The organism is Streptomyces sp. NPDC093018 (assembly GCF_040684035.1).
GTDB lineage: Bacteria > Actinomycetota > Actinomycetes > Streptomycetales > Streptomycetaceae > Streptomyces > Streptomyces murinus.
Genome location: NZ_JBFBFF010000015.1, coordinates 22,907 through 44,035 on the forward strand (window position 1 = coordinate 22,907; position 21,129 = coordinate 44,035).

Genomic DNA, 21,129 nt, shown 5'->3' on the forward strand with positions numbered 1-21,129 from the left:
CTCCCGTGTCACCCATCCAGTCCAGAGCCACCCGTGTACTGCTCTCGACGGTCTCCTCCGACTCCCACACCTGGAACCTGGTCTTCCTCCAGCTGCTGCTCGAAGAGCGCGGGTACGAGGTGTCCAACCTCGGCCCGTGCGTGCCCGACGCCGAGATCATCGAGGCGATCCGCGCACAGCGGCCCGACGCCGTGGTCATCTCCTCGGTGAACGGCCACGGCCACATCGACGGCCGCCGGCTGATCAGGAAGCTGCGAGAAGACAGTGACGCGACCCTGTCCGCCGTTCCCGTGATGATCGGCGGAAAGCTCGGCATCCAGGGAGCCGACCAGCCGCACCTCGCCGACGAACTGGTCGCCGCGGGCTTCGACGCGGTGTTCACGGACGGCGCCGACCCGGCCGAGTTCGGCAGCGAGCTCCAGCGGATGACCGGGCACCGCCCCGAGATCGCGGGGGCGGCCGCATGAGCGCGAACCGCCGCCAGAGCCGCCCAGACGTATACGGCCAGGGCAGCCCCGACATGCAGACCTACGTCGAACGCGCCGCGCAGGCCGGGCAGTTGGTCGTACAGCCCCGGATGGGCATGTCGGACCCGAAGAGCATGGCCGAGGGCCTCGCGGCCGTCACGGCGGCCCGTGCGCGGACGCTCGGCACGCTCACCATCGACTCCTACACCCGGGTCGAGGACATGGCCGGCGCGCAGGCCGCCCTCGCCGAGGGCCGCGCGCTGAACGGCTTCCCCCTCGTCAACCACGGACCGCGGGTCACCGCCGAGGTCGCCCGGGCCGCCGACGGCATCCCCGTCCAGGTCCGGCACGGCTCCGCGCGGCCCGCCCATATCTTCGAGGCGATGATCGAGGCGGGCCTCTCCGCCTCCGAGGGCGGCCCGGTCTCGTACTGCCTGCCCTACTCCCGGCTCCCGCTGGCCGAGGCGGTCCCCGCCTGGACCGACGCGACCCAGCAGCTCGCCGAGCAGGCGGACGACCACGGGATGCGCGCCCATCTGGAGACCTTCGGCGGCTGCCTGCTCGGGCAGATGTGCCCGCCGTCGCTGCTGGTGGCGATCAGCGTCCTGGAGGCGATGTTCTTCGCCCGCAACGGGGTGACCTCCGTATCGCTGTCGTACGCCCAGCAGACCAACGCGGTGCAGGACATCGAGGCGCTGGCGGCCCTGCACCACCTCGCGGAACTCTTCCTGCCCTCCAGCGTCGCGCGACACGTCGTGCTCTACACCTACATGGGCGTCTACCCCGCCACCGAGGCCGGGGCCGAGCTGCTCCTGGACTCGTCGGCGCAGATCGCCGTCCGCGGCGGCGCCCAGCGGCTGATCGTCAAGACCGTCGCCGAGGCGCACCGGATCCCCACCGTCCCCGAGAACATCGCGGCCCTGGAACGGGCGGCACGCGTGTCCCGGCAGGCGCTCCAGGACGACTGCCCGCTGCCGTGGGCCCGCCAGGTCGACTACGAGAGGATCTACAGCGAGGCGCTACGGCTCATCACCTCGGTCCTCGACCACGGCACCGACATCGGCGCGGGCCTGCGCGCGGCCTTCGCGTCCGGCGCCCTCGACGTGCCGTTCTGCCTGCACCGGGACAACGCGGGGGTGGCCCGCGGTGCGATCGGCGACGACGGCCGGCTGGTCTGGTCCGGTACGGGCGCCATGCCGCTGCCGGTCGCCGGGGGCACCCGGCACGCCGTCACCTCGGGCCGGCTCCTGGGCATGCTGCGCTACACCGCCGACGCCCACGACCGGGCGGCGGCCGCCCTGGCCCGCAAGCGCGCCGAGGCCCTCGCCATCCGCCGCGAGGAAGCCGCCGAGGCCCTCGCCACCCGCGGCGACGAAGCCATCGACAGCAGCGCCGGTAGCAACGACGGCAGCGCTGCCGAGGGCGTCGCCGAAAGCGCCGTCGCCCACCGCATCGCGGTCGTCGGCTCGGGCCCGCGCGGGCTCGCCGTCGTGGAGCGCCTGGTGGCCCGGCTGCGCGAGGAGACGCCGGAGCGGGCCGTGGAGATCACGCTGATCGACAAGGACCAGGTCGGCGCGGGCCGTATCTGGCGCACCGACCAGAACCCGGCCTTCCTGATGAACACCGCCTGCGGCGAGGTGACCATGTTCTCCGGTCCCTCCGACGGCGGCCCCGCCCGAGCGGGCGCGGGACCCTCGCTCGGCCAGTGGTGGGCCGGAGCCGAAGACCTGGTCTACCCCGGCCCCAATGCCTACGCCCCCCGGGCGCTGTACGGCCGCTACCTCCAGTTCTTCCTCCGGGCGGTCCAGGACTCCCTGCCGGAGCGCGCGACCCTGCGGCGGTACGAGGGTCATGTCGTCGCCCTGCAACGGGCGTCCGGCGCCTGGCAGTTACGCTGCGCGGACGGTGAACTGCTGCACGCCGACCGGGTCGTCCTGGCCACCGGCCACCCCCTGACCGAACTCACCGCCGACCAGAGCCGGTTCGCCGACTTCGCCGCCGACCGCCCGGAACTGACGTACATCCGCGGCGACAGCGCGGCCGACATGCCGCTGGAGCACATCGCACCGGGAGCCCGTGTCGCGGTCCTCGGGATGGGCCTCACGTTCTACGACATCGTCGCGGCGCTGACCACCAGCCGCGGCGGCCAGTTCAGCGAGGGTCCGGGCAAGGTGCTGCGGTATCTGCCCTCCGGCCTCGAACCGGTCCTGGTGGCGGGCTCACGGTCCGGAGTGCCACTGCCCGCCCGCGGCCTCAACCAGAAGGGCCCGCTGTGGCGTTACACGGCCAAGCTGTTCACCCCCGAGCGGATCGCCGCCCTGCGCGCCGACGGCGCCCCCCTCGACTTCCGGCTCCAGATCTGGCCCTGGCTGCACGCCGAGATGCAGCTCGTCCACTACGCCACCGCCGTGCGCGCCAGACTCGGCGCCGACCGGGAACGGGAGTTCCTGATACGCACGGCCGCCCTTGTCGAGAACGCGGGAGCCGACGGCGCGGAGAAGATCGTCCGCACCGCCGCCGCCGAACTCGGCATCGACGGCCCGGCCCCCCTGGACATCGACGCGCTGGCCCGCCCCTTCGCCGGCCGCACCTTCGAGAGCCCCGCCGAATTCACCGCAGCCATCGGCGAGTTGATCGACGAGGACCTCGCGCACGCCGGACAGGGCAACCTCGACGGCCCCCGCAAGGCGGCCCTGGACGTGCTGCGCGACGTACGCGGAACCATCCGGGCCGCGGTCGACTTCGACGGCCTCACCGCCGCCTCGCACCGCGACGACTTCCTGGGCCGGCTCGCCCCGCTCAGCTCCTTCCTGGCCGCGGGCCCCCCGGCGCAGCGGCTGCGGCAGACCCGGGCGCTGCTCGAAGCGGGCGTCCTGCGGGTGGCCGGACCCTCGGTCGAGTTCGCCCCGGACGAGGCGAGCGGCCGCTTCACCGTCCGCTCCCCGCAGGTCGAGGGATCCCTGGAGCACTGCGAGGTGCTCGTCGACGCCCGGATCCCGGCCCCGGACCTCGGCCGCGACACCGCACCGCTGACCCGGCAGCTGCTCGACACCGGCCTGTGGACGCCCTGGGCCAACGAGCAGGGCGAGGGCGGCCGGGTCGCCGGGGGAGTCACGACGACGGCGAGCCCGTACCGGCCCGTGACCGCGACCGGCGCGGCGGCGGAGGGCGTGTACGTCCTCGGCATCCCCTCCGAGGGGCAGCGCTGGTTCATGCAGGTCGGCTCCGCCCGGCCCGGCCCCTGGACCGACTTCACCCGGGACGCCGACGCCATCGCCCAGGACGCCCTCATCGCGCTCCCGCGGCCGGCCGCCCACCGCACGCTGGAAGGAACCCGACGATGACCGCCCGAGACGACCGCGCCGCGGCCCACGCCACGCTGCGCCGCACCCCCGCCCACGCCGCCTTCCGGCGCGGCCGCGATCTGCTCCTGGAACTGCGCGCCGACCACGAGGCCGCCCACCGGGCCTTCCGCTGGCCCCGCCTCACGCACTTCAACTGGGCGCTGGAGTGGTTCGACGTCATCGCCCGGGACAACCCGCGCACCGCCCTCGAACTGATCGGCCCCGACGGCCGGGACCAGCGGATCTCCTACCAGGACCTCGCCACCCGCTCCGACCAGCTCGCCAACTGGCTGACCCACATTGGTATTTCGCGCGGCGACCGGGTGCTCATCGTGCTCGGTACGCAGGTGGAGCTGTGGGAGACCCTGCTGGCCTGTCTGAAGACCGGGGCGGTGGCCATCCCCACCTACACCTCGCTGACCCGCAGCGAGGCCGCCGACCGGATCGGCCGGGGCCGGGTCCGCCATGTGATCTGCCGCAGCGAACTCGCCCCGCTCTTCGACCGCCTCGACCTCGACCTCGATCTCGATCTCGACCCGGACGCGTCCATGACCCGGATCGCGGTCGGCGCGCCGGTCGAGGGCTGGCAGCCGTACGACGACTCGTACCAGTCCGCGACGTCCTATCTGCCGACCGGGCCGACCCCCGCCTCGGACACGGCCTTCGCCTACTTCACCTCCGGCACCACCTCGGCGCCCAAACTCGTCGTCCACACCCACGCCTCCTACCCGGTGGGGCATCTGTCCTCCCTGTACTTCAACGGACTGCTGCCCGGCGACCGGCATGTGAACATCTCCGAGCCCGGCTGGGCCAAGCACTCCTGGTCCAGCTTCTTCGTCCCCTTCACCGCCGAGGCGACCCTCGTCGTCCCGCCCGTCGAGATCGTCGAGTCCGGCCGGCTGCCGCGGCTGCTGGGGGAGCGCGGCATCACCAGCGTCTGCGCCCCGCCCGCCCAGTGGACCCGGCTCGCCGCGCACGCGGCGACCGCCCGGCCGCGGCTGCGCGAGGCCACCACCGCGGGTGAGCCGCTCGCCCTGCACGTGGCGGAGGCCATCGAGGCCGAATGGGGCGTGACCGTCCGCGAGGGCTACGGCCAGACCGAGACGACCGCCCTGGTCGGCACCACGCCCGGACTGCCTCGCAAGCCCGGCTGGCTGGGCAAGCCGCTGCCCGGCTGGGACCTGACCGTCCGCGACGAGCAGCTGTACGTGGAACTCGCCGACCGGCCCGTCGGCATGATGACCGGCTACGACGGCGACCCCGGGCGCACCGGCCAGGTCCTCACCGCCGACCGGTACGCCACCGGGGACTCCGCGGTCCTCGCGTCCGACGGATACGTACGGCTGCTGGGCCGCCGCGACGACGTCTTCAAATCGGGCGGGCACCGCGTCTCGCCGTACGAACTGGAGGCGATCCTGCGCACCCACCCCGCCGTCCGCGCGGCCGCCGTGGTGCCGGTGCCGCACCCCACGCTGAACCTCGCCGCGCACGCCGTGCTCGAACTCGAAGCCGGCACCCGGGCCACGGAGACGGAACTCCTCGCCCATGTCGACCTGCATGTCACCCGCGCCCTGCGCGTCCACAGCGCCTCCTTCACCGACGCGCTGCCCCGTACGACGTCCGGCAAGATCCGCCGCTCCGAGGTGAGCGCACGACTGCGCGCCACCGCGACCGACCCCGCGCCCGGCCCCGGCCCCGCCGACCCGAAAGGCACCCCCATGTCCGTGACCAGCCCCGCGCACCGGGACGTCCTCGTCATACGCGAACTCCTCGACACCGCGAACCTGGACCGGCTGACCTGGCAGGCGTACGTCCAGCCCGGACGCCAGGCGGTCGACGTGCACTGGCTGTACACCGCCGAGGAGACCGGCCCCGACGGCGCGGAGTCCTACCTGGCCCGCTTCGGCGCCGGTGCGCACGGCGACCTCCACCGCCACCTCGGCTACGAGCTGATCGTGGTCGTGGACGGCGAACTGCACAACGACAACGGCGATGTGTACGGCCCCGGCTGCCTGGTGCTGGAGAAGCCCGGCAGCGTGCACCGGGTCAGCAGCCCCCGCGGCTGCACCCTCCTGGTGATCCGGGAGAAGCGCACCGAGGCCCTGCTGCCCGGTGAACTCCCGGACACCGGCCTCGCCCTGGAGGGCGCCCCGGTCCCCGCCTCCTGACCGACCCCGGTCCCCGCACCCGCAGCCGGCGCCACCCCCCGAGCAGAAAGCCCTTCAGGACCATGTCTCAGCAGCTCACCACGTCACCCGTCGCCCCCGCGGCGACCCCCCTGCCCGTCGGCAGGTCGGGCAGGACCCATTCGCCCCGCTACAAGTGGGGGATCCTCGGCATCGGAATCGTCGCGCAGGCGGCCTTCAGCGCGGCCTTCCAGGGCATCCCCATGGCCAGCGCGGTCCTGCAGAGCGACTACCACTACTCCACCGGCCAACTCGGCCTCGTCCTTGCCGCGTTGACCTGCGGAGCGGCCGTCACCGAGATCATCTGGGGGCTGCTCACCGACCGCTTCGGCGAGCGGATGGTGCTGATCACCGGGCTGGCCGGGACCACCGCGTGCCTCGCGGCGGCCACCGCCTTCCTCGTGCCCACCGGCGGCCACACCCCGCCCTCCTGGCTGCTGTCCGCCGTCCTGCTGCTGGCCGGCGCCCTCGGCGGCTGCGTCAACAGCGCCTCAGGCCGGGCGGTCCTCGGCTGGTTCCCGCCCGGCAACCACGGCTTCGCCATCAGCCTGCGGGTGGCGGCCGTCCCCCTCGGCGGCGCCATCGGCGCGCTCGCGCTGCCCGCCCTCGCCATGAGCGTCGGCTTCCGGGGTGTCTACGGCTTCCTGACCGCCTTCGCGCTGGTCGCCACCGTCATCATCGTCCGCTGGCTGGACGAGCCGCCGCTGCCCGCCGCCGGACATCGGAACACCACCGTCAGCCCGCTGCGCCGCTGGAAGATCTGGCGGATCTCGCTCAGCGCCTTCCTGCTGGACTTCCCGCAGTTCACCGTCCTGTCGTTCGCCGCGATCTATCTGCACAAGGTGCACGGGGTCGGCATCACCGCCATCTCCGGTCTGCTCTTCGTCGTCCAGGCCCTGGGCGCGGTCTCCCGGGTGTGGAGCGGCCGCTGGACGGACAGCAGGGGCGGCCGGCACCGCCGTACCCTCGTCATCGCCTACAGCTGGATCATCGCCGCCTGCTTCGTCGGCCTCGCGCTCTGCCAGTCCGGGCCCGCCTGGATCGCGGCGGCGCTGATGGTGGTGGCCGGTCTGCTGTCCTGCGGCTGGCACGGGGTGCACTACGCCGAGATCGCCATCATGGCGGGCAAGGAGCGCTCCGGTACCGCCCTCGGGCTGGAGAACACCATGGTGTTCGCGGGCGCCTTCCTCACCCCGCTGATCATCCCCGGGATCCTCTCGGCCACCGACTGGCCCGCGGTCATGCTGCTCATCGGGGCCGTGCCCGCCGTGCTGTCGGCGGTGATCATGCCCCGCGAAGGGAAGTAGCCGTCCGCCCGGTTCGCCGGACGTCCGCCCCGCCGCGCACCTCGTGCGGCGGGGCGGCGGCGCGTACGGCCAGTGCGTACGGCCTGATGGCAGGGGTTCAGCGGAGCCGGCGCAGGGCGTCGGGGGTGAGGTCGGCCAGGGTGGGGTAGCCGTCGACGGCCATCAGCAGGTCGGCCTCGGCGAGCAGGGTGCGCAGGACGTGCACGATGCCGTCGGCGCCGTCCAGGGCGAGGCCGTAGGCGTAGGGGCGGCCGATGCCGACGGCCCGGGCGCCCAGGGCGAGCGCCTTGACGACGTCGGAGCCGGAGCGGACCCCGGAGTCGAAGAGGACGGGCAGCTCACCGGCGGCCTCGACCACACCGGGCAGGCAGTGCAGGGCGGGCAGCCCGCCGTTGGCCTGGCGGCCGCCGTGGTTGGAGCAGTAGATGCCGTCGACGCCCGCGTCCCCGGCGCGGCGGGCGTCGTCCGGGTGGCAGATGCCCTTGAGGATCAGCGGCAGATCGGTGAGCGAGCGCAGCCAGGGCAGGTCGTCCCAGGTGAGCGGGTTGCCGAAGGTCAGCGCCCAGTGCAGGACGGCGGCCGAGGGGTCGTCCTCGGGGGACTTGGCGAGACGGGAGCGGAACACGGGGTCGCCGGTGTAGTTGGCCAGGCAGTGCCCGCGCAGCTGGGGGAAGTTGCTCGCGGCCAGATCGCGCGGGCGCCAGCCGGTGATCCAGGTGTCCAGGGTGACCACGATGCCCTTGAACCCGGCCGCCTCGGCCCGGTGCACCAGGCTCTCCGCCAACTCCCGGTCGGTGGGCGTGTAGAGCTGGAAGAAGCCCGGGGTGTCGCCGAACTCCGCGGCCACCTCCTCCATCGGATCCACCGTCAGGGTGGAGGCGATCATCGGCACACCGGTACGGGCGGCGGCGCGGGCGGTGGCCAGATCGCCGTGCCCGTCCTGCGCGCACAGGCCGATCACCCCGACCGGGGCCATGAACAGCGGGGAGGGCAGCCGCATCCCGAACAGGTCGACGGACAGATCGCGGTCCTTCGCCCCCACCAGCATGCGCGGGATGAGCCCCCACTCCTCGAACGCGGTGACGTTGGCCCGCTGGGTGTGCTCGTCCCCGGCGCCGCCCGCGACGTACGACCGCACCGAGGGCGGCAGCGCGGCCAGCGCGGGCGGCTCCAGCTCGGCGAAGGTCATCGGCAGCCGCGGTGTCACCCCGCGCAGGCCGTCGAGGTAGATCTCGTTCTGGTAGTCGGCGAACGCCATGGGGTCCTCCTGCTCCGGCCCGCCGCGTGCGAGCCGCTGGACCCTACAGCGCGGGCACGGGCCCGGGGAACAGGGTCACGTCCGCGTCACCCGCACCCGGTACGTCCCGTCGTCCTCCCCCGCCACCCGCACCACGATCCCGTGCCGGGGGTCCTTGAAGGTCTGGCCCGGGGTGAAGGGGGCGTCGGAGAGTTCGGCCTGGACATTGGGGCTGCGGGTGCAGCCGCCGCTGTCGCGGTGGGCGTCGTAGACGGTGATGGGGCCCCGGCCGGTGTCGACGGTGGCGTCCACCTTGTAGATGAGGACGCCGGGGCAGCAGATCGCCTCGTCGTTGCCGCCCTGCGCGCGGACCTCCAGGGCGTACGCCGAGTGGCCGTTCACCGGGATGATCACCAGCTTGCCGCCGCCCGACCTGTACAGCGGGGTCAGGGAGTACTCGACGCTGCCGCCCTTCGCCGCGCAGCCCACCTGGGAGCCGTCCAGCCAGCCCAGTTTCCATTTGTCCCAGGCGAGCATGTCGTTGTTGGCGCCCCAGTCCTCGCTCATGATGTCCCAGTGCCCGACCGTGCCCCCGCCGTCCTGGGTGTACAGGTCGGGCAGGCCGAAGGTGTGGCCGTTCTCGTGCGGCAGCACCCGGTAGCCGGTGTGCGGGAAGGAGCCGGAGCCGTCGTCCTGGCGGGAGTAGATGAAGGAGGCGTTGGCGACCGGCACCCCGTCGGCCACCGGCGCGTCCGCGTTCCCCGCGAAGGTCACCGACAGCACCGTGTCCAGCGCGGACGGACCCGCGTTCGGAGTGACCAATATGTTCAGCAGGTCGTACGAGCGGAAGTCGACCTTGGGGTCGGCCGCGGTCACGATGTCCTGGACCAGCTGCCGGTACCCGGGGTCGAAGGGCGCGCCGCGCTCTATGCCGTACGCCTTGAACGGCTTCGGCATCCGCAGCCAGTCGGTCACCGGTGTCTCGGGCCGGTAGTCGAGGCGGCCGTACGACGAGGTGCGGAACCAGTCCTGGGTGCGCGGGAAGAACTCGTGGAAGCGGTCCATCGCGCTGCCCTCGCCGGGCGCGTCGGAGAAGTCGACCATCAGGGTCAGGGCGTGCACGGTGCCGGTGGAGCGGGCGTAGCCGTGCGGGGTGGGCACGCCCTCGGTCATCTGCACGTCGGGGCCGCCGTGGATCATGCAGGGGGAGAGGGCGGCGGTGCGGGCGAGTCCGGTCGGCCCGGCGGTGGAGGGCGCCGAGAGGCGGGCGGTCCCGGCGGAGGTGGTGATCGCGAGGGTCAGCGCGGTCACCGCGGCGAGCGCCATCCGGCGCGAGGGTATGCGGCGCGCGGATATACCGCTGGGGTCCTGGTCGGGGGATATGCGGCGGGGCGACTGCGGCTGCGGCTGCATGCACGGACCCTTCGCTCCACGGCAGCCGCCGGACTCCTGGCTGCGCCCTTGCGATCACCCTGTGCCGGGGCCGTGGCGGGCGCGCGCTGGGCGAGACCGATCGTGGGAAGGGCGGGTCCGAACGTGGGAACTGCGGGGGCGGGAGGGTGAATTCGGGTCCCCGGCGCATGTGGCCCAGTTCACAGGCTCTTCTTCCGCGGACGGGAAATAAGTGGGGACCCTCTCCCCGTTTGGAACTGTGTCCGCCCGAAACGGGGACCCGGTCCCCGGATCATCAGGGCCCACCGGTATCGCACCGACACCGCAATGACATCGCATCGACCGAACCGACCGAGGAGCACGCAGTGACGACCGCCACCCACCCCGCGCCGCGCAAGGTGACCCGGCCCCGCGCCGACGCCCTGCGCAACCGGGAGCGGATCGTCACCGCCGCCCGGGAGATGTTCACCGAGCACGGCCCGGACGTGCCGCTGGACGAGATCGCCCGCCGGGCCGGCGTCGGCAATGCCACGCTGTACCGCAACTTCCCCGACCGCGACGCCCTCGTCCGCGAGGTCGTCTGCTCCGTGATGGACCGTACGGCCGAGGCGGCCGAAGGGGCCCTCGCGGAGACCGGGGACGCCTTCGCCGCGCTGGAGCACTTCGTGCACGCCTGCGCCGACGAGCGGATCAGCGCGCTGTGCCCGATGGTCTCCAGCACCTTCGACCGGCACCACCCCGACCTGGAGGCCTCCCGCGAGCGCGTCGAGAGCCTCGTGGGGGAGGTCATGGGCCGGGCCGTGACGGCCGGTCAGCTGCGGTCCGACGTCGGGGTGGGCGACCTGATGATCGCGGTGGCCCAGCTGAGCCGGCCCCCGGCCGGCACCGGCTGCCCGCAGGGCGACCGGTTCGTCCACCGCCACCTCCAGCTTCTCCTCGACGGCCTGCGGGCCCCCGCGCGCTCCGTGCTGCCGGGCACCGCCGTCACCGTCGGGGAACTCCGCCAGTGCGGTACGGCCGCATAGTCCGTATCCCTCACTCCAGCCGTTGTCGTCCGTTTTCCTGACGCATTCCGTTCACTGTCGTTTTCTCGTCATTTTTCCGTCACCTGGTCACGAAGCTCCGCACTCGTGAACTCCCGAAGTCCCGAAGTGGGTACCCCCATGTCCGAAGCCCTCAAGGCTCCCCGCATCGCCGCGCCATCCGGCGATGCCAACCGCTGGAAAGCGCTCGTCTTCATCGCGCTCGCCCAGCTGATGGTCGTCCTCGACTCGACCATCGTGAACATCGCCCTGCCCTCGGCCCAGAAGGACCTCGGCATATCCGACGGCAACCGGCAGTGGGTCGTCACGGCCTACGCCCTCGCCTTCGGCGGTCTGCTGCTGTTCGGCGGCCGGATCGCCGACAAGTGGGGCCGCCGGCGCGCCTTCCTCACCGGTCTGATCGGCTTCGCGCTGGCCTCCGCGCTCGGCGGTCTCGCCGTCTCGGGCCCGATGATGTTCGGCGCCCGCGCCCTCCAGGGCGTCTTCGGCGCGCTGCTCGCGCCCGCCGCGCTGTCCCTGCTGGCCGTGATGTTCACGGACGCCAAGGAGCGCGCCAAGGCGTTCGGCATCTACGGCGCCATCGCGGGGGGTGGCGGCGCGGTCGGCCTGATCCTCGGCGGCTTCCTCACCGAGTACCTGGACTGGCGCTGGACGTTCTTCGTGAACGTGCCGTTCGCCGTCGTCGCCGCGCTCGGCGCCACCCTGGTCATCCGCGAGCCGGAGGGCGGCCGCAACCGCGCCCCGCTCGACATCCCCGGCGTCCTGCTGTCCACCCTCGGCCTGGTCGCGCTGGTGTACGGCTTCACGCGCGCCGAGTCCAACGGCTGGAGCGACGCCCTGACCATCTCGATGTTCGTGGCGTCCGCGGTGCTGCTGCTGTCGTTCGTGCTGGTCGAGTCCCGGGTCAAGGCCCCGCTGCTGCCGCTGCGCGTGGTCCGCGACCGCAACCGCGGTGGCATCTACCTCTCGCTCGGCCTCGCCATCATCGGCATGTTCGGCCTGTTCCTCTTCCTGACGTACTACCTCCAGATCGTGCAGGGCTACTCCCCGGTCAAGACCGGCTTCGCCTTCCTGCCGATGGTGGCCGGCATGATCACCGGCTCCACCCAGATCGGCGCCCGGCTGATGACCCGGGTGCGGGCCCGGTTCCTGATGGGTCCCGGCTTCCTGGTCGCGGGTCTCGGCATGCTGCTGCTGACCCAGCTGGAGATCGGTTCGTCGTACACCACCCTGCTGCTGCCCGCGATGGTGCTGCTGGGCCTCGGCATGGGTACCGCGTTCATGCCGGCCATGTCCCTGGCCACCACGGGCGTCGAGCCCCGGGACGCCGGTGTGGCCTCCGCGATGGTCAACACCTCGCAGCAGGTGGGCGGCGCGATCGGCACGGCGCTGCTGAACACCATCGCCGCGTCCGCGAAGACCTCGTACCTCAAGGACCACATCGCCGGTGCCACCACCAAGCCGCAGCAGCAGCTGGTGGGCCTGCAGAGCATGGTGCACGGCTACAGCACGGCGATCGCCTTCGCCGTCGGCATCCTGGCCGTCGCCGCGCTGATCGCCTTCACCTTCGTCAACGCCGGCCGTCCGGGCACCACCCAGGTGGCCTCCGGCGCGGCCGCCGAGGACGAGGTGCCGGTGCCGGTGGTGGCCCACTGACCTTCGGGTACCCGATGAGCCAGGTGAGTTAGCGGAGCCAGGGGAGGTCCGCACCCTCCTCGTCCGGCTGCAGGCCCTCGGCGACGATCTCCATGATCTCGCCGAGGGCCTTCTGCTGTTCCGGGCTGAGCCGGTCGAACAGGGCCTGGCGTACGGCGGTCACATGGCCCGGGGCGGTACGGCCGAGCACGGCCGCGCCCTCCTCGGTGAGCACCGCGAACTGACCGCGCTTGTCGGAGGGGCAGTTCTCGCGGCGCACCCAGCCGTTCTTCTCCAGCCGGGCGATCGCGTGCGAGAGCCGGGAGCGGGTGATCTTCGCCTTCATCGCCAGTTCGGTCATCCGCAGCCGGCGCTTGGGTGCCTCGGCGAGCGTGACGAGCAGGCCGTAGTAGATGTGCGGCATGCCCGCGTCGCGTTGCAGCTGCCGGTCGAGGTGGTCCTCCAGCAGGGTGGTGGCGTGCAGGTACGCGCGCCAGACGCGCTGTTCCTCGGGGGTGAGCCAGCGGTGCGGTGCGGCGGTTTCCGGTGCCGTGTTCATGGGTCCACTTTACGAAAGGTCTTTTTGAAACTTGAACTAGTTGAGCGTACGGTGTTTCGGTAGAGCTTGAGAGTTAAAGCATCTGGCCGGATGCGTCCGGCCGCACCGGGACGAGAGGGAGTCGCCGTCATGTCCGTCGCCGCCACGGAGCGCACCGCCGGGAAGCGCATGCCCGCCCTCTACCTCAGCCACGGCGCCCCGCCGCTCGCCGACGACCCGGTGTGGCCCGGCCAGCTCGCCGCCTGGGCCGCGACGCTGCCCCGCCCCAAGGCCGTCCTCATGCTCTCCGCCCACTGGGAGGAGGCCCCGCTCGCCCTCGGCGCGACCGAGACCGTCCCGCTGGTCTACGACTTCTGGGGCTTCCCCGAGCACTACTACCGGGTCCGGTACGACGCCCCCGGCGCGCCGGAGCTGGCCGAGTCGGTCCGCAAGCTGCTGCGCGCCCCCGGCACGCCCGTCCAGGACATCCCCGACCGCGGCCTGGACCACGGCGCCTACGTCCCGCTCGTCGAGATGTACCCGGACGCCGACATCCCGGTCCTCCAGGTCTCCATGCCCACCCTCGACCCGGTGCGGCTCATGGAGATCGGCCGCAGGCTCGCCCCGCTGCGCGACGAGGGCGTGCTGATCATCGGCTCCGGCTTCTTCACCCACAACCTCGCCGCGCTGCGCCACCCGGGCGGAGGCGTGCCGAGCTGGTCCGCCGAGTTCGACGACTGGGGCCGGCGGGCCCTCGCGGACCGCGATTGGGACGCCCTGCTCGACTTCCTGGGCAAGGCACCGGCCGGCCGCTACGCCCATCCGCGCACCGAGCACTTCGCCCCGCTCTTCGTCACCATGGGCGCGGCCGAGGCGGCCGGCGAGCTGGACGCGCAGAAGTCGGTGATCGACGGGTTCTGGATGGGGCTGGCGAAGCGGTCGGTGCAGTTCGGGTAGCGGCCAAGGGCTCCGGGAGGGTCCGCGTGGCAACCATCGGGCGACGCGGGCCGTCTTCCGGGTGGGAGAGCGGCCGGGTGAGGGCAGCGTGATCCCCCTCGACTCATGGTCTGACCTGCGCCTCTGTGGGCTTGGACGGCATCTCGCCGCCCAAGCGGCGGAACAGGGTACTGCATGATCAGAAAAATTGAGGGGCGGGTTGGGAATTCTGTCCTGATTCCAGTCGTTGTTTCCATCGGATGCAGGGCACTCAGAGGAGAGTCCGCGAGGACACCCCGGAGAGCCGAGCGTTCAGCAGGACCACCCGCCAGCCCACCATCGCAAGGGAGCACGCATGGCAACCCGTGCCGTCGCCCGTCGTAAGTCCGCCGCCTCCGGCGAGACGGCCGACTCGGCAAGCAGTGTTCGCGCTCATGGCGGCGAGATCGCGGACCGCGACCTGGTCGGCATGTACCTCGACGAGATAGCGCGCACACCGCTGCTCGACGCCGCCAAGGAGGTCGAGCTGTCCCAGACCATCGAGGCGGGTGTGTTCGCGCGACAGGTTCTCGACGGGTTCGAGGACACCACCTCGGACGCCACTCGTGAGGAGCTGGAGTCCCTGGTCGCCGCGGGTGAGCGGGCCAAGGACGTCTTCATCCGCTCCAACCTCCGCCTGGTCGTCGCGGTCGCCCGGCGCTACCCGCGCAGTGGTCTGCCCCTGCTCGACCTCGTCCAGGAGGGCAACGCGGGCCTGGTGCGCGCCGTCGAGAAGTTCGACTACCGCAAGGGCTTCAAGTTCTCCACGTACGCCACCTGGTGGATCCGCCAGGCCATCACCCGCTCCATCGCCGACCAGTCGCGCACCATCCGCCTCCCCGTCCACCTGGTGGAGGAGCTGGGCCGCATCCGCCGGGTGCAGCGCGAGTTCAACCGCGAGCACGGCCGGGAGCCGGAGCCCACGGAGATCGCGGCGGAGCTGGGCTCCACGCCGGAGCGCGTCACCGACGTCCTCGACTGGGCCCGCGACCCGGTCTCGCTGAACATGTCGGTGGACGACCAGGGCGAGACCCAGTTCGGCGACCTGCTGGAGGACACCTCCGCGGTCAGCCCCGAGCAGTCCGTGATGACCCTGCTGCGCAGCGAGGAACTGGACGACCTGATCGGCCGCCTGGACCAGCGCACGGCCTCCATCATCAAGATGCGGTACGGCATCGAGGACGGCCGCGAGCGCACCCTGACCGAGGTCGGCAAGGAGCACGGTCTGACCCGCGAGCGCATCCGGCAGATCGAGAAGCACGCCCTGCTGGAGCTGAAGAAGCTGGCGCGGGACACCGGGTTCGACGCGGCGGCGTAAGGAATCCGGGGAGACCGGGGAGCTGGGGGGCCGCGTACGCCGGGTGGCGAAAGACGGCGCAAACATGGCGCTCCGGAGCCGCTTCAACCGCCGGGCCCGAGGGAACAACCTCTCCGGGCCCGCCAGCGGGGCCCGGCGAACGCCGCACTCCCCACATCGCGTCACCCGCAGACCAGCCGAACCAGCTCGTCACAGCCGACACACCGACCCGCACCCGGCCGACCCCACGCTTCAGCGGCCGACCCCACGCGAGCCATGTCCCTGCGCACATCCCCCCCGGCGCCGGGACTTCCCAGAGCCGGGCTTCGGCGCCCACCCCCCCCGGGCGCCGGAGCCCGGCTTCTTTCTGCCCCGGACGGGACGGTGGCCCAGACGTCCCCCGGTACGAGGACGGGCCGCCTGCGCCGTGGCGCCCCCGTGCGCGCGGACGGTCGTCAAGGGGAATCCCCGGCGGGCCCGCGGGTACCACGCCCACGGGTTCGAAACGGCGTTTCCGCGCCACCCGGCCCGAACCCCCTCGCCCTTTCGGATCCTTGAGGGCGGAATGGCCCACCGTCCGTTCCCTGCACGGCGGTTGGCGGCTCGGTGCGGACCTGCGCGCGGACTTTACCTGCGGGAGCGGCCGGGCCGTGCGACGCTGGGAATCGGCGCGGCGGCCAGGCCGCAACGGGATCGCGGCGCAGCCGGAACGGGACCACGGCGAAGATGGAACGCGGGATCGCGGCGAAGACGGCAAAGGGCGGCCCACCCCGTACCTGAACCCCGGGGTGAACCGCCGGATGGCAGATTCTGCCACACGGGCATAGCCTGCCGAGATGAGCACCACCCCCAGTCCTACCCCCCGCTCCACCCCCGGCACCACCCCGCAGTCACCCTCCGGCGCCGCGCCGACCCCCTCGCTCACCGAGCGCCGCAAGGCCGAGACCCGGATGGAGATCGCCCGGGCCGCGGCCGCCCTGTTCGTCCGCCAGGGGCTGCGGGCCACCCGCGCCGAGGACATCGCCCAGCGGGCGGGCATCGCACCGCGCACCTTCTACCGCTACTTCGCCACCAAGGAGGAGGCGGTCGCGCCCCTCTACGCCGCGGGCGCCCAGCGCTGGGCCGAGGCGGTCAGCACCGCCCCGGCCCGCCTCACCGTCCCGCAGGCCCTGGAACACGCCGTCGAGCGCACCCTCACCCCCGGCGCCGGGGTCTCGGCGGCCTCCTGGGAATGGGTCCGCACCCTGATCCGCCTGACCGACACCAGCCCCGCCCTGCGCAAGGTCTGGGCCGAGGTGGGCCAGACATCGGAGGAGGCGCTGGCGGAGATCCTGGCGCGGCGGCTGGCGACACCGGGATGGGGAGTGGCGTGCGCGGAGGGAGCGGGCGCGGGTGGGGAAGGGGCGGCTGCGGGGGAGACGCCTGTGGGGGAGCCGTACGAGGGTGATCCGTTGACGGGGGAGCCGTATGCGGGTGGGTTGACCGGGGGTGGGCCCTACGCGAGTTCGCCGTCGGCGCACGAGCCGTTCGCGGGTGAACCGTTCGGGGGTGGGCCGCTCGGGGGTGAGCCGGGGGCCGCGGGCACCGGCGAGGCGGGGGCGGCCGGGACGCCGTGGGCCGGGGAGCCGGGAGCCGGCCGCGGCGGTCCGGGTGCCGGGCGGCCGGGAGCCGGCCCCGAGCCGCTCGCCGCGCCCGCCTGGCCGGAACCGACTCCCGGTGCGGAACCGGTCCCCGGCGTGGAATTGGCCCCCGGCGCGGAACCGGCCCCCGGCGTGGAACCGGCCCCCGGCGTGGAACCGGCCCCCGGCGTGGAACCGGCCTCCTGCGTGGAACCGGCCCCCGGCGCGGAATCGGCCGAGCCCCCGCTCACCGTCCCCGTGATCACCCCCGACCTGCGCTTCGCCGCCGCCGTCGCCGGGAGTGCCGTACGCGTCGCCGTGCAGTCCTGGGCCGCCACCGCCGCCCCGCCCGCCGGCCCGGACGGCCCCGCGGCGCTGGCCCTGCGCAACCTCAAGGCCCTGGGCGGCTTCGACTGGGACGGCGCCTGCTAGGGATTGCCGAGAGGGCCCTGAGCATCCCCGGCCCGGCTCAGCCGTCCCCCCAACTCCCTTGCGCACACCAGCAGTTCATCGGGCCCCCGGACGGCGAACTCGTACCCCGTCAGCGCCAGCCGCACCGTCAGCCACTCCACGGGATCACCGGTGCTGCCCGCCAGGACGCAGCCGCCCTCGCCGTCGTCCGCGAGCGTCCCGAGCGCCGCCGGGAGCCGCTCGGCGACCTCCGCCGCCGACGCGGCGAACCGTACCTCGAAGGCGTACGCCTCCTGCCATTGATGGATCGACCGCCGCAGATACTCCGCCGCGCTGCCCGTCGGCAACTCCCGCTGTCCGAACCGGACTCCGGTGGCGAACGGCTCGCTCACCCGGTCCACCCGGAACGTGCGCCAGTCCGCGCGATCGAGGTCGTACGCGACCAGGTACCAGCGCCGCCCCGTCGACACCAGCCGATGCGGCTCGGTCAGCCGGCGGGACGCGCCGCCCTCCTTGTCGCGATAGGCGAACCGCAGCCGCTCTTGGCCCGCCACGGCCCCGGCCAGCAGGGTCAGCGTCTCCGCGGGGATGCTCGCGCCGTCCCCGACGGCCAGCGGGGTGGTCGCCGCCTGCAAGGTGGACACCCGGTGCCGCAGCCGGGCCGGCAGGACCTGCTCCAGCTTGGCGAGCGCCCGTACCGACGCCTCGTCCACCCCCGCCACCGCATGCCCCGCACCGGCCCGCAGCCCGACCGCGATGGCGACGGCCTCCTCGTCGTCCAGCACCAGCGGCGGCATCGCCTTGCCCGCGACCAGCCGGTACCCGCCGTCCGAACCCTTCGTCGCCTCCACCGGATAACCCAGCTCGCGCAGCCGGTCGATGTCCCGCCGCACGGTACGACGCGACACCGCGAGCCGCTCGGCCAGCTCGCCGCCGGGCCACTCACGGGGCGTCTGGAGGAGGGAGAGCAACTGGAGCAGCCGTGCCGGGGTGGCGGTCGTCATGCGTACGAGGATGCCGCAGCGACAGGACGGCACCTGACCCAGTCACGGCGGACGTTCGCTCACCGTCCCGACACTTGCCCCTTTTGGTCCGTTTGATTCGGTGTGTGTTGTTCACGGCACCTGCGAGATACGTCACGGTCCGGGTCCGAAGCGCCCCGCCGTGGTGTGTACTGGTGGGTATGCCCGAGCATCTGTCGACTCTCCAGCTGGTCGCCGCGGTCTTCCTCACCCTGGCCGGCGTGGTCTGGGCGATCGGCGTGCTGCGTCTGCTGCGCCGGTTCCGAGCACAGGCGCTTCGCGAACTCGCGGCCGCCCGACTGCCGTTCCTCCCTGCCCAGCGGACCGGACCGCTGCGGGAGTCGGTGGAGCTGACCCCGGCCGAACAGGACGCCTTCGCCGGGCTGATACGACAGCTCGGCCACCGCTGACCGACCAGACCCGACCCGACCGGCCGGGCCGCCTGCCCCGCAGTGCGATCCGCCGTGGGTCCGCCTGTCGGTCCGCCCGTCAGCCCTGTCGCGCCGCGCGCCGCTCCATCGCGGAACGGGCCGCGTCCTCCGACAGGTACACCTCGCACATATGGCGGCCGTCCGGCGTCGCCGTGTGCTCGACCTCCCACAGGGAGATCTCGCTGTCGTCCGGCAGCAGGAACGCGTGTTCGTACAGCACGTAGCTCAGCCCCGAGCGGCCCGCCCGGCCCGGACGGCCGAAGGCCTGGGTGATCTCGTGCGCCGTCGCCGTGGCCAGCAGGCCGGCCGTGCGGTCATCGGGACGGTCCGCGTTCTCCGCGCGGCGCAGCAGCCGGCGGGCGTGGTCGGCGGAGTCGCCGCAGGCGAACATGTGCCGGGGAGCGGGGACCGCCCACAGCCAGGTCGGCGCGGGCAGCTCCAGTTCGGGCGCGTCCGGGGGTAATCCGAGCCGCGAGGTGGCCGTCTGGAGCTCCTCCTCGTCGGTGTACACCTCATGATCCGGGGCGCCGCCCGGGGTGGCGTTGTGCGCCAGCTCCCACAGCGTGAGGGCCGAGCCGTCGGCGAGCAGCCAGGTGTGCCGGTAGGTCTCCCGGTGCAGCCCGGCGCTGTGGTGCGCGGAGTGCAGCGAACTGTCGTGCGCCAGCGCGCAGTCGAGCCGTCGGATCACCTCGTCGGGCAGTTCGAAGGAGTTCAGGGCGCGGCCGAGGAGCCGCGCGAGGTGCTCCTCGGGCGACTCGGGCGACTCGGCTGGTTCGGGCGCTGCCGTCTCGTACGGAACGCTCAAGGCATCTCCCGGCGTTGCTGCATGTCACCTTGTGGGTGCATACCGTAGCCCCTCGATCGGACATCATGTCCGGGAATGGGGAAAACGAACACCGGAAAAACGCGCGAGCCGCGCGAGAAGTTCCCGCGCGGCCCCAAAACCCGTCAAAACCCGTCGGTCAGGCGGCACTTCCGGCGGTCCAGGCGCTCCAGGACATGTTCCAGCCATTGAGGCCGTTGTCCGGGGACACGGTGGTGTCGGGGGAGTTCTTCACGATCACCACGTCGCCGATGAGCGTGTTGTCGAAGAACCACTTCGCCGAGGTGTCGCCCTGCGCGCCCTGCACGTCCGCGAGGCCGACGCAGCCGTGGCTGGTGCCCTGCCGGCCGAAGGGCGGATTGCCCTTGTTGTACCAGTAGTTGCCGTGGATGAAGGTGCCCGAGGACGTCAGGCGCATCGCGTGCGGCACGTCCGGGATGTCGTACTCCCCGCCGAAGCCGACCGTCGAGCCGTTCATCCGGGTCTGGGTGAACTTCTCGGAGACCACCATCTGCCCGTTGTACGTGGTGTGCTCCGGGCTGCCCGCGGAGATCGGCACCGACTTGAGCGTCTGGCCGTCGCGCACCACGGTCATCGTCTGCGTGTTGACGTCGACCGTGGAGACCTGCGAGCGCCCGACGGTGAAGGAGACGGTCTTCTTCTGCACGCCGTAGAGGCCCTGGGCGCCCTGCACATGGTCCAGGTCGATCTTCATCGTGACCTTGGAGCCGGCCTTCCAGTACTCCTGCGGCCGGAAGTCCAGGCGCCGGTCGCCGAACCAGTGCCCGACCACCTGCTGGCCGCTGCTGGAGTTGACCGTGATGTGCGACTGCACGGCCTTCTTGTCGCTGATCGACTTGTTGAAGGTGAACGACACCGGCATGCCCACACCGACCGTGCTGCCGTTGTCCGGCGTGTAGGTGCCGATGAAGCTGCTGGCCGAACTGACGGTGCTGAAGATGGCGTTGGCCGCCGCCGGGCGACCCTCGGCGTCCTTCGCCCGCGCGGCTATCTGGTACTTCGTGCCGAGTTCGAGGCGCTGCTTCGGCTTCCAGCTGTGGCCGTCCGCCGATATCGCCCCCGGCACGGCCTGCTGCGACCCCGACACGGTCATCTTCACATCGGTCAGCGTGCCGTCGCTGACCTTCACCCCGGTCGCGTTGACGGACGCGTCCGTCGCGCCGTCCTTCGCCGAGATCGCTATCTTCGCCGTCGAGGTCTTCGGGGAGTCCTTGCCGCCGCCCTTGTTCGAGGCGTTGGCGTCGCCGCCACAGGCGGTCAGGGTGAGGGCGCCGACCATCAGGGCGGCACAGGCCCCGAGTGTGCGCCGCGCTGCAATGTCCGGCCTTGTCACGGGCTGCTCCAGGTTCGTGTGATGTGCGTGGTCCGTTCCCATGCGCCA

General features: G+C 72.5%; 15 protein-coding genes and 2 pseudogenes. 11 read left to right on the forward strand and 6 right to left on the reverse strand.

Annotated features, from left to right (window positions below; all coding sequences use genetic code 11):
- The first annotated feature begins 5 nt into the window (after positions 1-5).
- From AB0N90_RS28050 to AB0N90_RS28065, 4 genes are all read left to right on the forward strand, one after another.
- Complete coding sequence (locus AB0N90_RS28050) at positions 6-467, forward strand: cobalamin-dependent protein (RefSeq protein WP_232984967.1); 462 nt, start codon at positions 6-8, stop codon at positions 465-467.
- Positions 464-3,811: an FAD/NAD(P)-binding protein gene (locus AB0N90_RS28055; RefSeq protein ID WP_365201279.1), complete on the forward strand. Its 3,348-nt coding sequence runs from the start codon at positions 464-466 to the stop codon at positions 3,809-3,811. The genes AB0N90_RS28050 and AB0N90_RS28055 overlap by 4 nt, the downstream gene beginning before the upstream one ends.
- Entirely contained in the window at positions 3,808-5,979 is a 2,172-nt protein-coding gene (locus tag AB0N90_RS28060; RefSeq protein ID WP_365201282.1) for an AMP-binding protein, read from the forward strand. Before AB0N90_RS28055 ends, AB0N90_RS28060 begins: the two co-directional genes overlap by 4 nt.
- Positions 5,980-6,041: 62 nt before the next feature.
- A complete protein-coding gene (locus AB0N90_RS28065) occupies positions 6,042-7,304 on the forward strand; it encodes an MFS transporter (RefSeq protein ID WP_365201285.1) in 1,263 nt (420 codons plus the stop codon).
- A gap of 97 nt (positions 7,305-7,401) precedes the next feature.
- On the opposite strand, the gene AB0N90_RS28070 is transcribed toward AB0N90_RS28065, so the two are convergent.
- Positions 7,402-8,562 (reverse strand): alpha-hydroxy-acid oxidizing protein, encoded by a 1,161-nt coding sequence (locus AB0N90_RS28070; RefSeq protein ID WP_365201287.1) that lies wholly within the window; start codon positions 8,560-8,562, stop codon positions 7,402-7,404.
- Between the two features lie 75 nt (positions 8,563-8,637).
- The gene (locus tag AB0N90_RS28075; RefSeq protein WP_361674482.1) at positions 8,638-9,867 is read right to left on the reverse strand and encodes a M6 family metalloprotease domain-containing protein; all 1,230 of its coding nucleotides are present in this window, start codon (positions 9,865-9,867) and stop codon (positions 8,638-8,640) included.
- Between the two features lie 431 nt (positions 9,868-10,298).
- On the opposite strand from AB0N90_RS28075, the gene AB0N90_RS28080 reads away from it, so the two are divergent.
- Together AB0N90_RS28080 and AB0N90_RS28085 are read left to right on the forward strand one after the other, a co-directional pair.
- Positions 10,299-10,958 (forward strand): TetR/AcrR family transcriptional regulator, encoded by a 660-nt coding sequence (locus AB0N90_RS28080; protein WP_086810576.1) that lies wholly within the window; start codon positions 10,299-10,301, stop codon positions 10,956-10,958.
- Positions 10,959-11,096: 138 nt separating this feature from the next.
- Positions 11,097-12,632, forward strand: a complete 1,536-nt coding sequence (locus AB0N90_RS28085) for an MFS transporter (protein ID WP_365201290.1) — start codon at positions 11,097-11,099, stop codon at positions 12,630-12,632.
- Between the two features lie 28 nt (positions 12,633-12,660).
- Here AB0N90_RS28085 and AB0N90_RS28090 read toward each other — a convergent pair whose 3' ends face one another.
- Positions 12,661-13,170: a MarR family transcriptional regulator gene (locus AB0N90_RS28090; protein WP_361674063.1), complete on the reverse strand. Its 510-nt coding sequence runs from the start codon at positions 13,168-13,170 to the stop codon at positions 12,661-12,663.
- A gap of 129 nt (positions 13,171-13,299) precedes the next feature.
- On the opposite strand from AB0N90_RS28090, the gene AB0N90_RS28095 reads away from it, so the two are divergent.
- From AB0N90_RS28095 to AB0N90_RS28110, 4 genes and pseudogenes are all read left to right on the forward strand, one after another.
- Complete coding sequence (locus AB0N90_RS28095; RefSeq protein ID WP_365201293.1) at positions 13,300-14,106, forward strand: class III extradiol ring-cleavage dioxygenase; 807 nt, start codon at positions 13,300-13,302, stop codon at positions 14,104-14,106.
- A gap of 334 nt (positions 14,107-14,440) precedes the next feature.
- Positions 14,441-15,442, forward strand: a complete 1,002-nt coding sequence (locus AB0N90_RS28100) for a sigma-70 family RNA polymerase sigma factor (protein WP_361674059.1) — start codon at positions 14,441-14,443, stop codon at positions 15,440-15,442.
- Positions 15,443-16,371: 929 nt separating this feature from the next.
- Positions 16,372-16,767 (forward strand): annotated as a pseudogene (locus AB0N90_RS28105) (TetR family transcriptional regulator); the annotation flags it as partial.
- Positions 16,768-17,301: 534 nt separating this feature from the next.
- Positions 17,302-17,472: pseudogene (locus tag AB0N90_RS28110) on the forward strand (TetR family transcriptional regulator); the annotation flags it as partial.
- Here AB0N90_RS28110 and AB0N90_RS28115 read toward each other — a convergent pair.
- The gene (locus tag AB0N90_RS28115) at positions 17,469-18,455 is read right to left on the reverse strand and encodes a YafY family protein (protein ID WP_365201295.1); all 987 of its coding nucleotides are present in this window, start codon (positions 18,453-18,455) and stop codon (positions 17,469-17,471) included. The pseudogene AB0N90_RS28110 and the gene AB0N90_RS28115 sit on opposite strands and share 4 nt — an antisense overlap.
- A gap of 179 nt (positions 18,456-18,634) precedes the next feature.
- Between AB0N90_RS28115 and AB0N90_RS28120 the strand changes: the two genes are divergently transcribed.
- On the forward strand, positions 18,635-18,883 hold the full coding sequence (locus tag AB0N90_RS28120; protein ID WP_046421631.1) for a hypothetical protein: 249 nt from the start codon (positions 18,635-18,637) through the stop codon (positions 18,881-18,883).
- Positions 18,884-18,962: 79 nt separating this feature from the next.
- Here AB0N90_RS28120 and AB0N90_RS28125 read toward each other — a convergent pair whose 3' ends face one another.
- Positions 18,963-19,709, reverse strand: coding sequence for a DUF6227 family protein (locus AB0N90_RS28125; RefSeq protein ID WP_365201296.1), 747 nt, complete (start codon positions 19,707-19,709; stop codon positions 18,963-18,965).
- A 157-nt stretch (positions 19,710-19,866) separates the two neighbouring features.
- Positions 19,867-21,081 carry an Ig-like domain-containing protein gene (locus AB0N90_RS28130; protein WP_361674053.1) on the reverse strand — a complete coding sequence of 405 codons (1,215 nt, stop codon included), beginning with the start codon at positions 21,079-21,081 and terminating at the stop codon, positions 19,867-19,869.
- Positions 21,082-21,129: the final 48 nt, after the last annotated feature.

Bases quoted from the DNA above. Each gene is read 5' to 3' on its own strand.
- AB0N90_RS28115 (WP_365201295.1), bottom strand. From the start codon at position 18,455: ATGACGACCGCCACCCCGGCACGGCTGCTCCAGTTGCTCTCCCTCCTC.
- AB0N90_RS28095 (WP_365201293.1), top strand. From the start codon at position 13,300: ATGTCCGTCGCCGCCACGGAGCGCACCGCCGGGAAGCGCATGCCCGCC.
- AB0N90_RS28065 (WP_365201285.1), top strand. From the start codon at position 6,042: ATGTCTCAGCAGCTCACCACGTCACCCGTCGCCCCCGCGGCGACCCCC.
- AB0N90_RS28055 (WP_365201279.1), top strand. From the start codon at position 464: ATGAGCGCGAACCGCCGCCAGAGCCGCCCAGACGTATACGGCCAGGGC.
- AB0N90_RS28060 (WP_365201282.1), top strand. From the start codon at position 3,808: ATGACCGCCCGAGACGACCGCGCCGCGGCCCACGCCACGCTGCGCCGC.
- AB0N90_RS28090 (WP_361674063.1), bottom strand. From the start codon at position 13,170: ATGAACACGGCACCGGAAACCGCCGCACCGCACCGCTGGCTCACCCCC.
- AB0N90_RS28085 (WP_365201290.1), top strand. From the start codon at position 11,097: ATGTCCGAAGCCCTCAAGGCTCCCCGCATCGCCGCGCCATCCGGCGAT.
- AB0N90_RS28075 (WP_361674482.1), bottom strand. From the start codon at position 9,867: ATGGCGCTCGCCGCGGTGACCGCGCTGACCCTCGCGATCACCACCTCC.
- AB0N90_RS28100 (WP_361674059.1), top strand. From the start codon at position 14,441: ATGGCAACCCGTGCCGTCGCCCGTCGTAAGTCCGCCGCCTCCGGCGAG.
- AB0N90_RS28070 (WP_365201287.1), bottom strand. From the start codon at position 8,562: ATGGCGTTCGCCGACTACCAGAACGAGATCTACCTCGACGGCCTGCGC.
- AB0N90_RS28120 (WP_046421631.1), top strand. From the start codon at position 18,635: ATGCCCGAGCATCTGTCGACTCTCCAGCTGGTCGCCGCGGTCTTCCTC.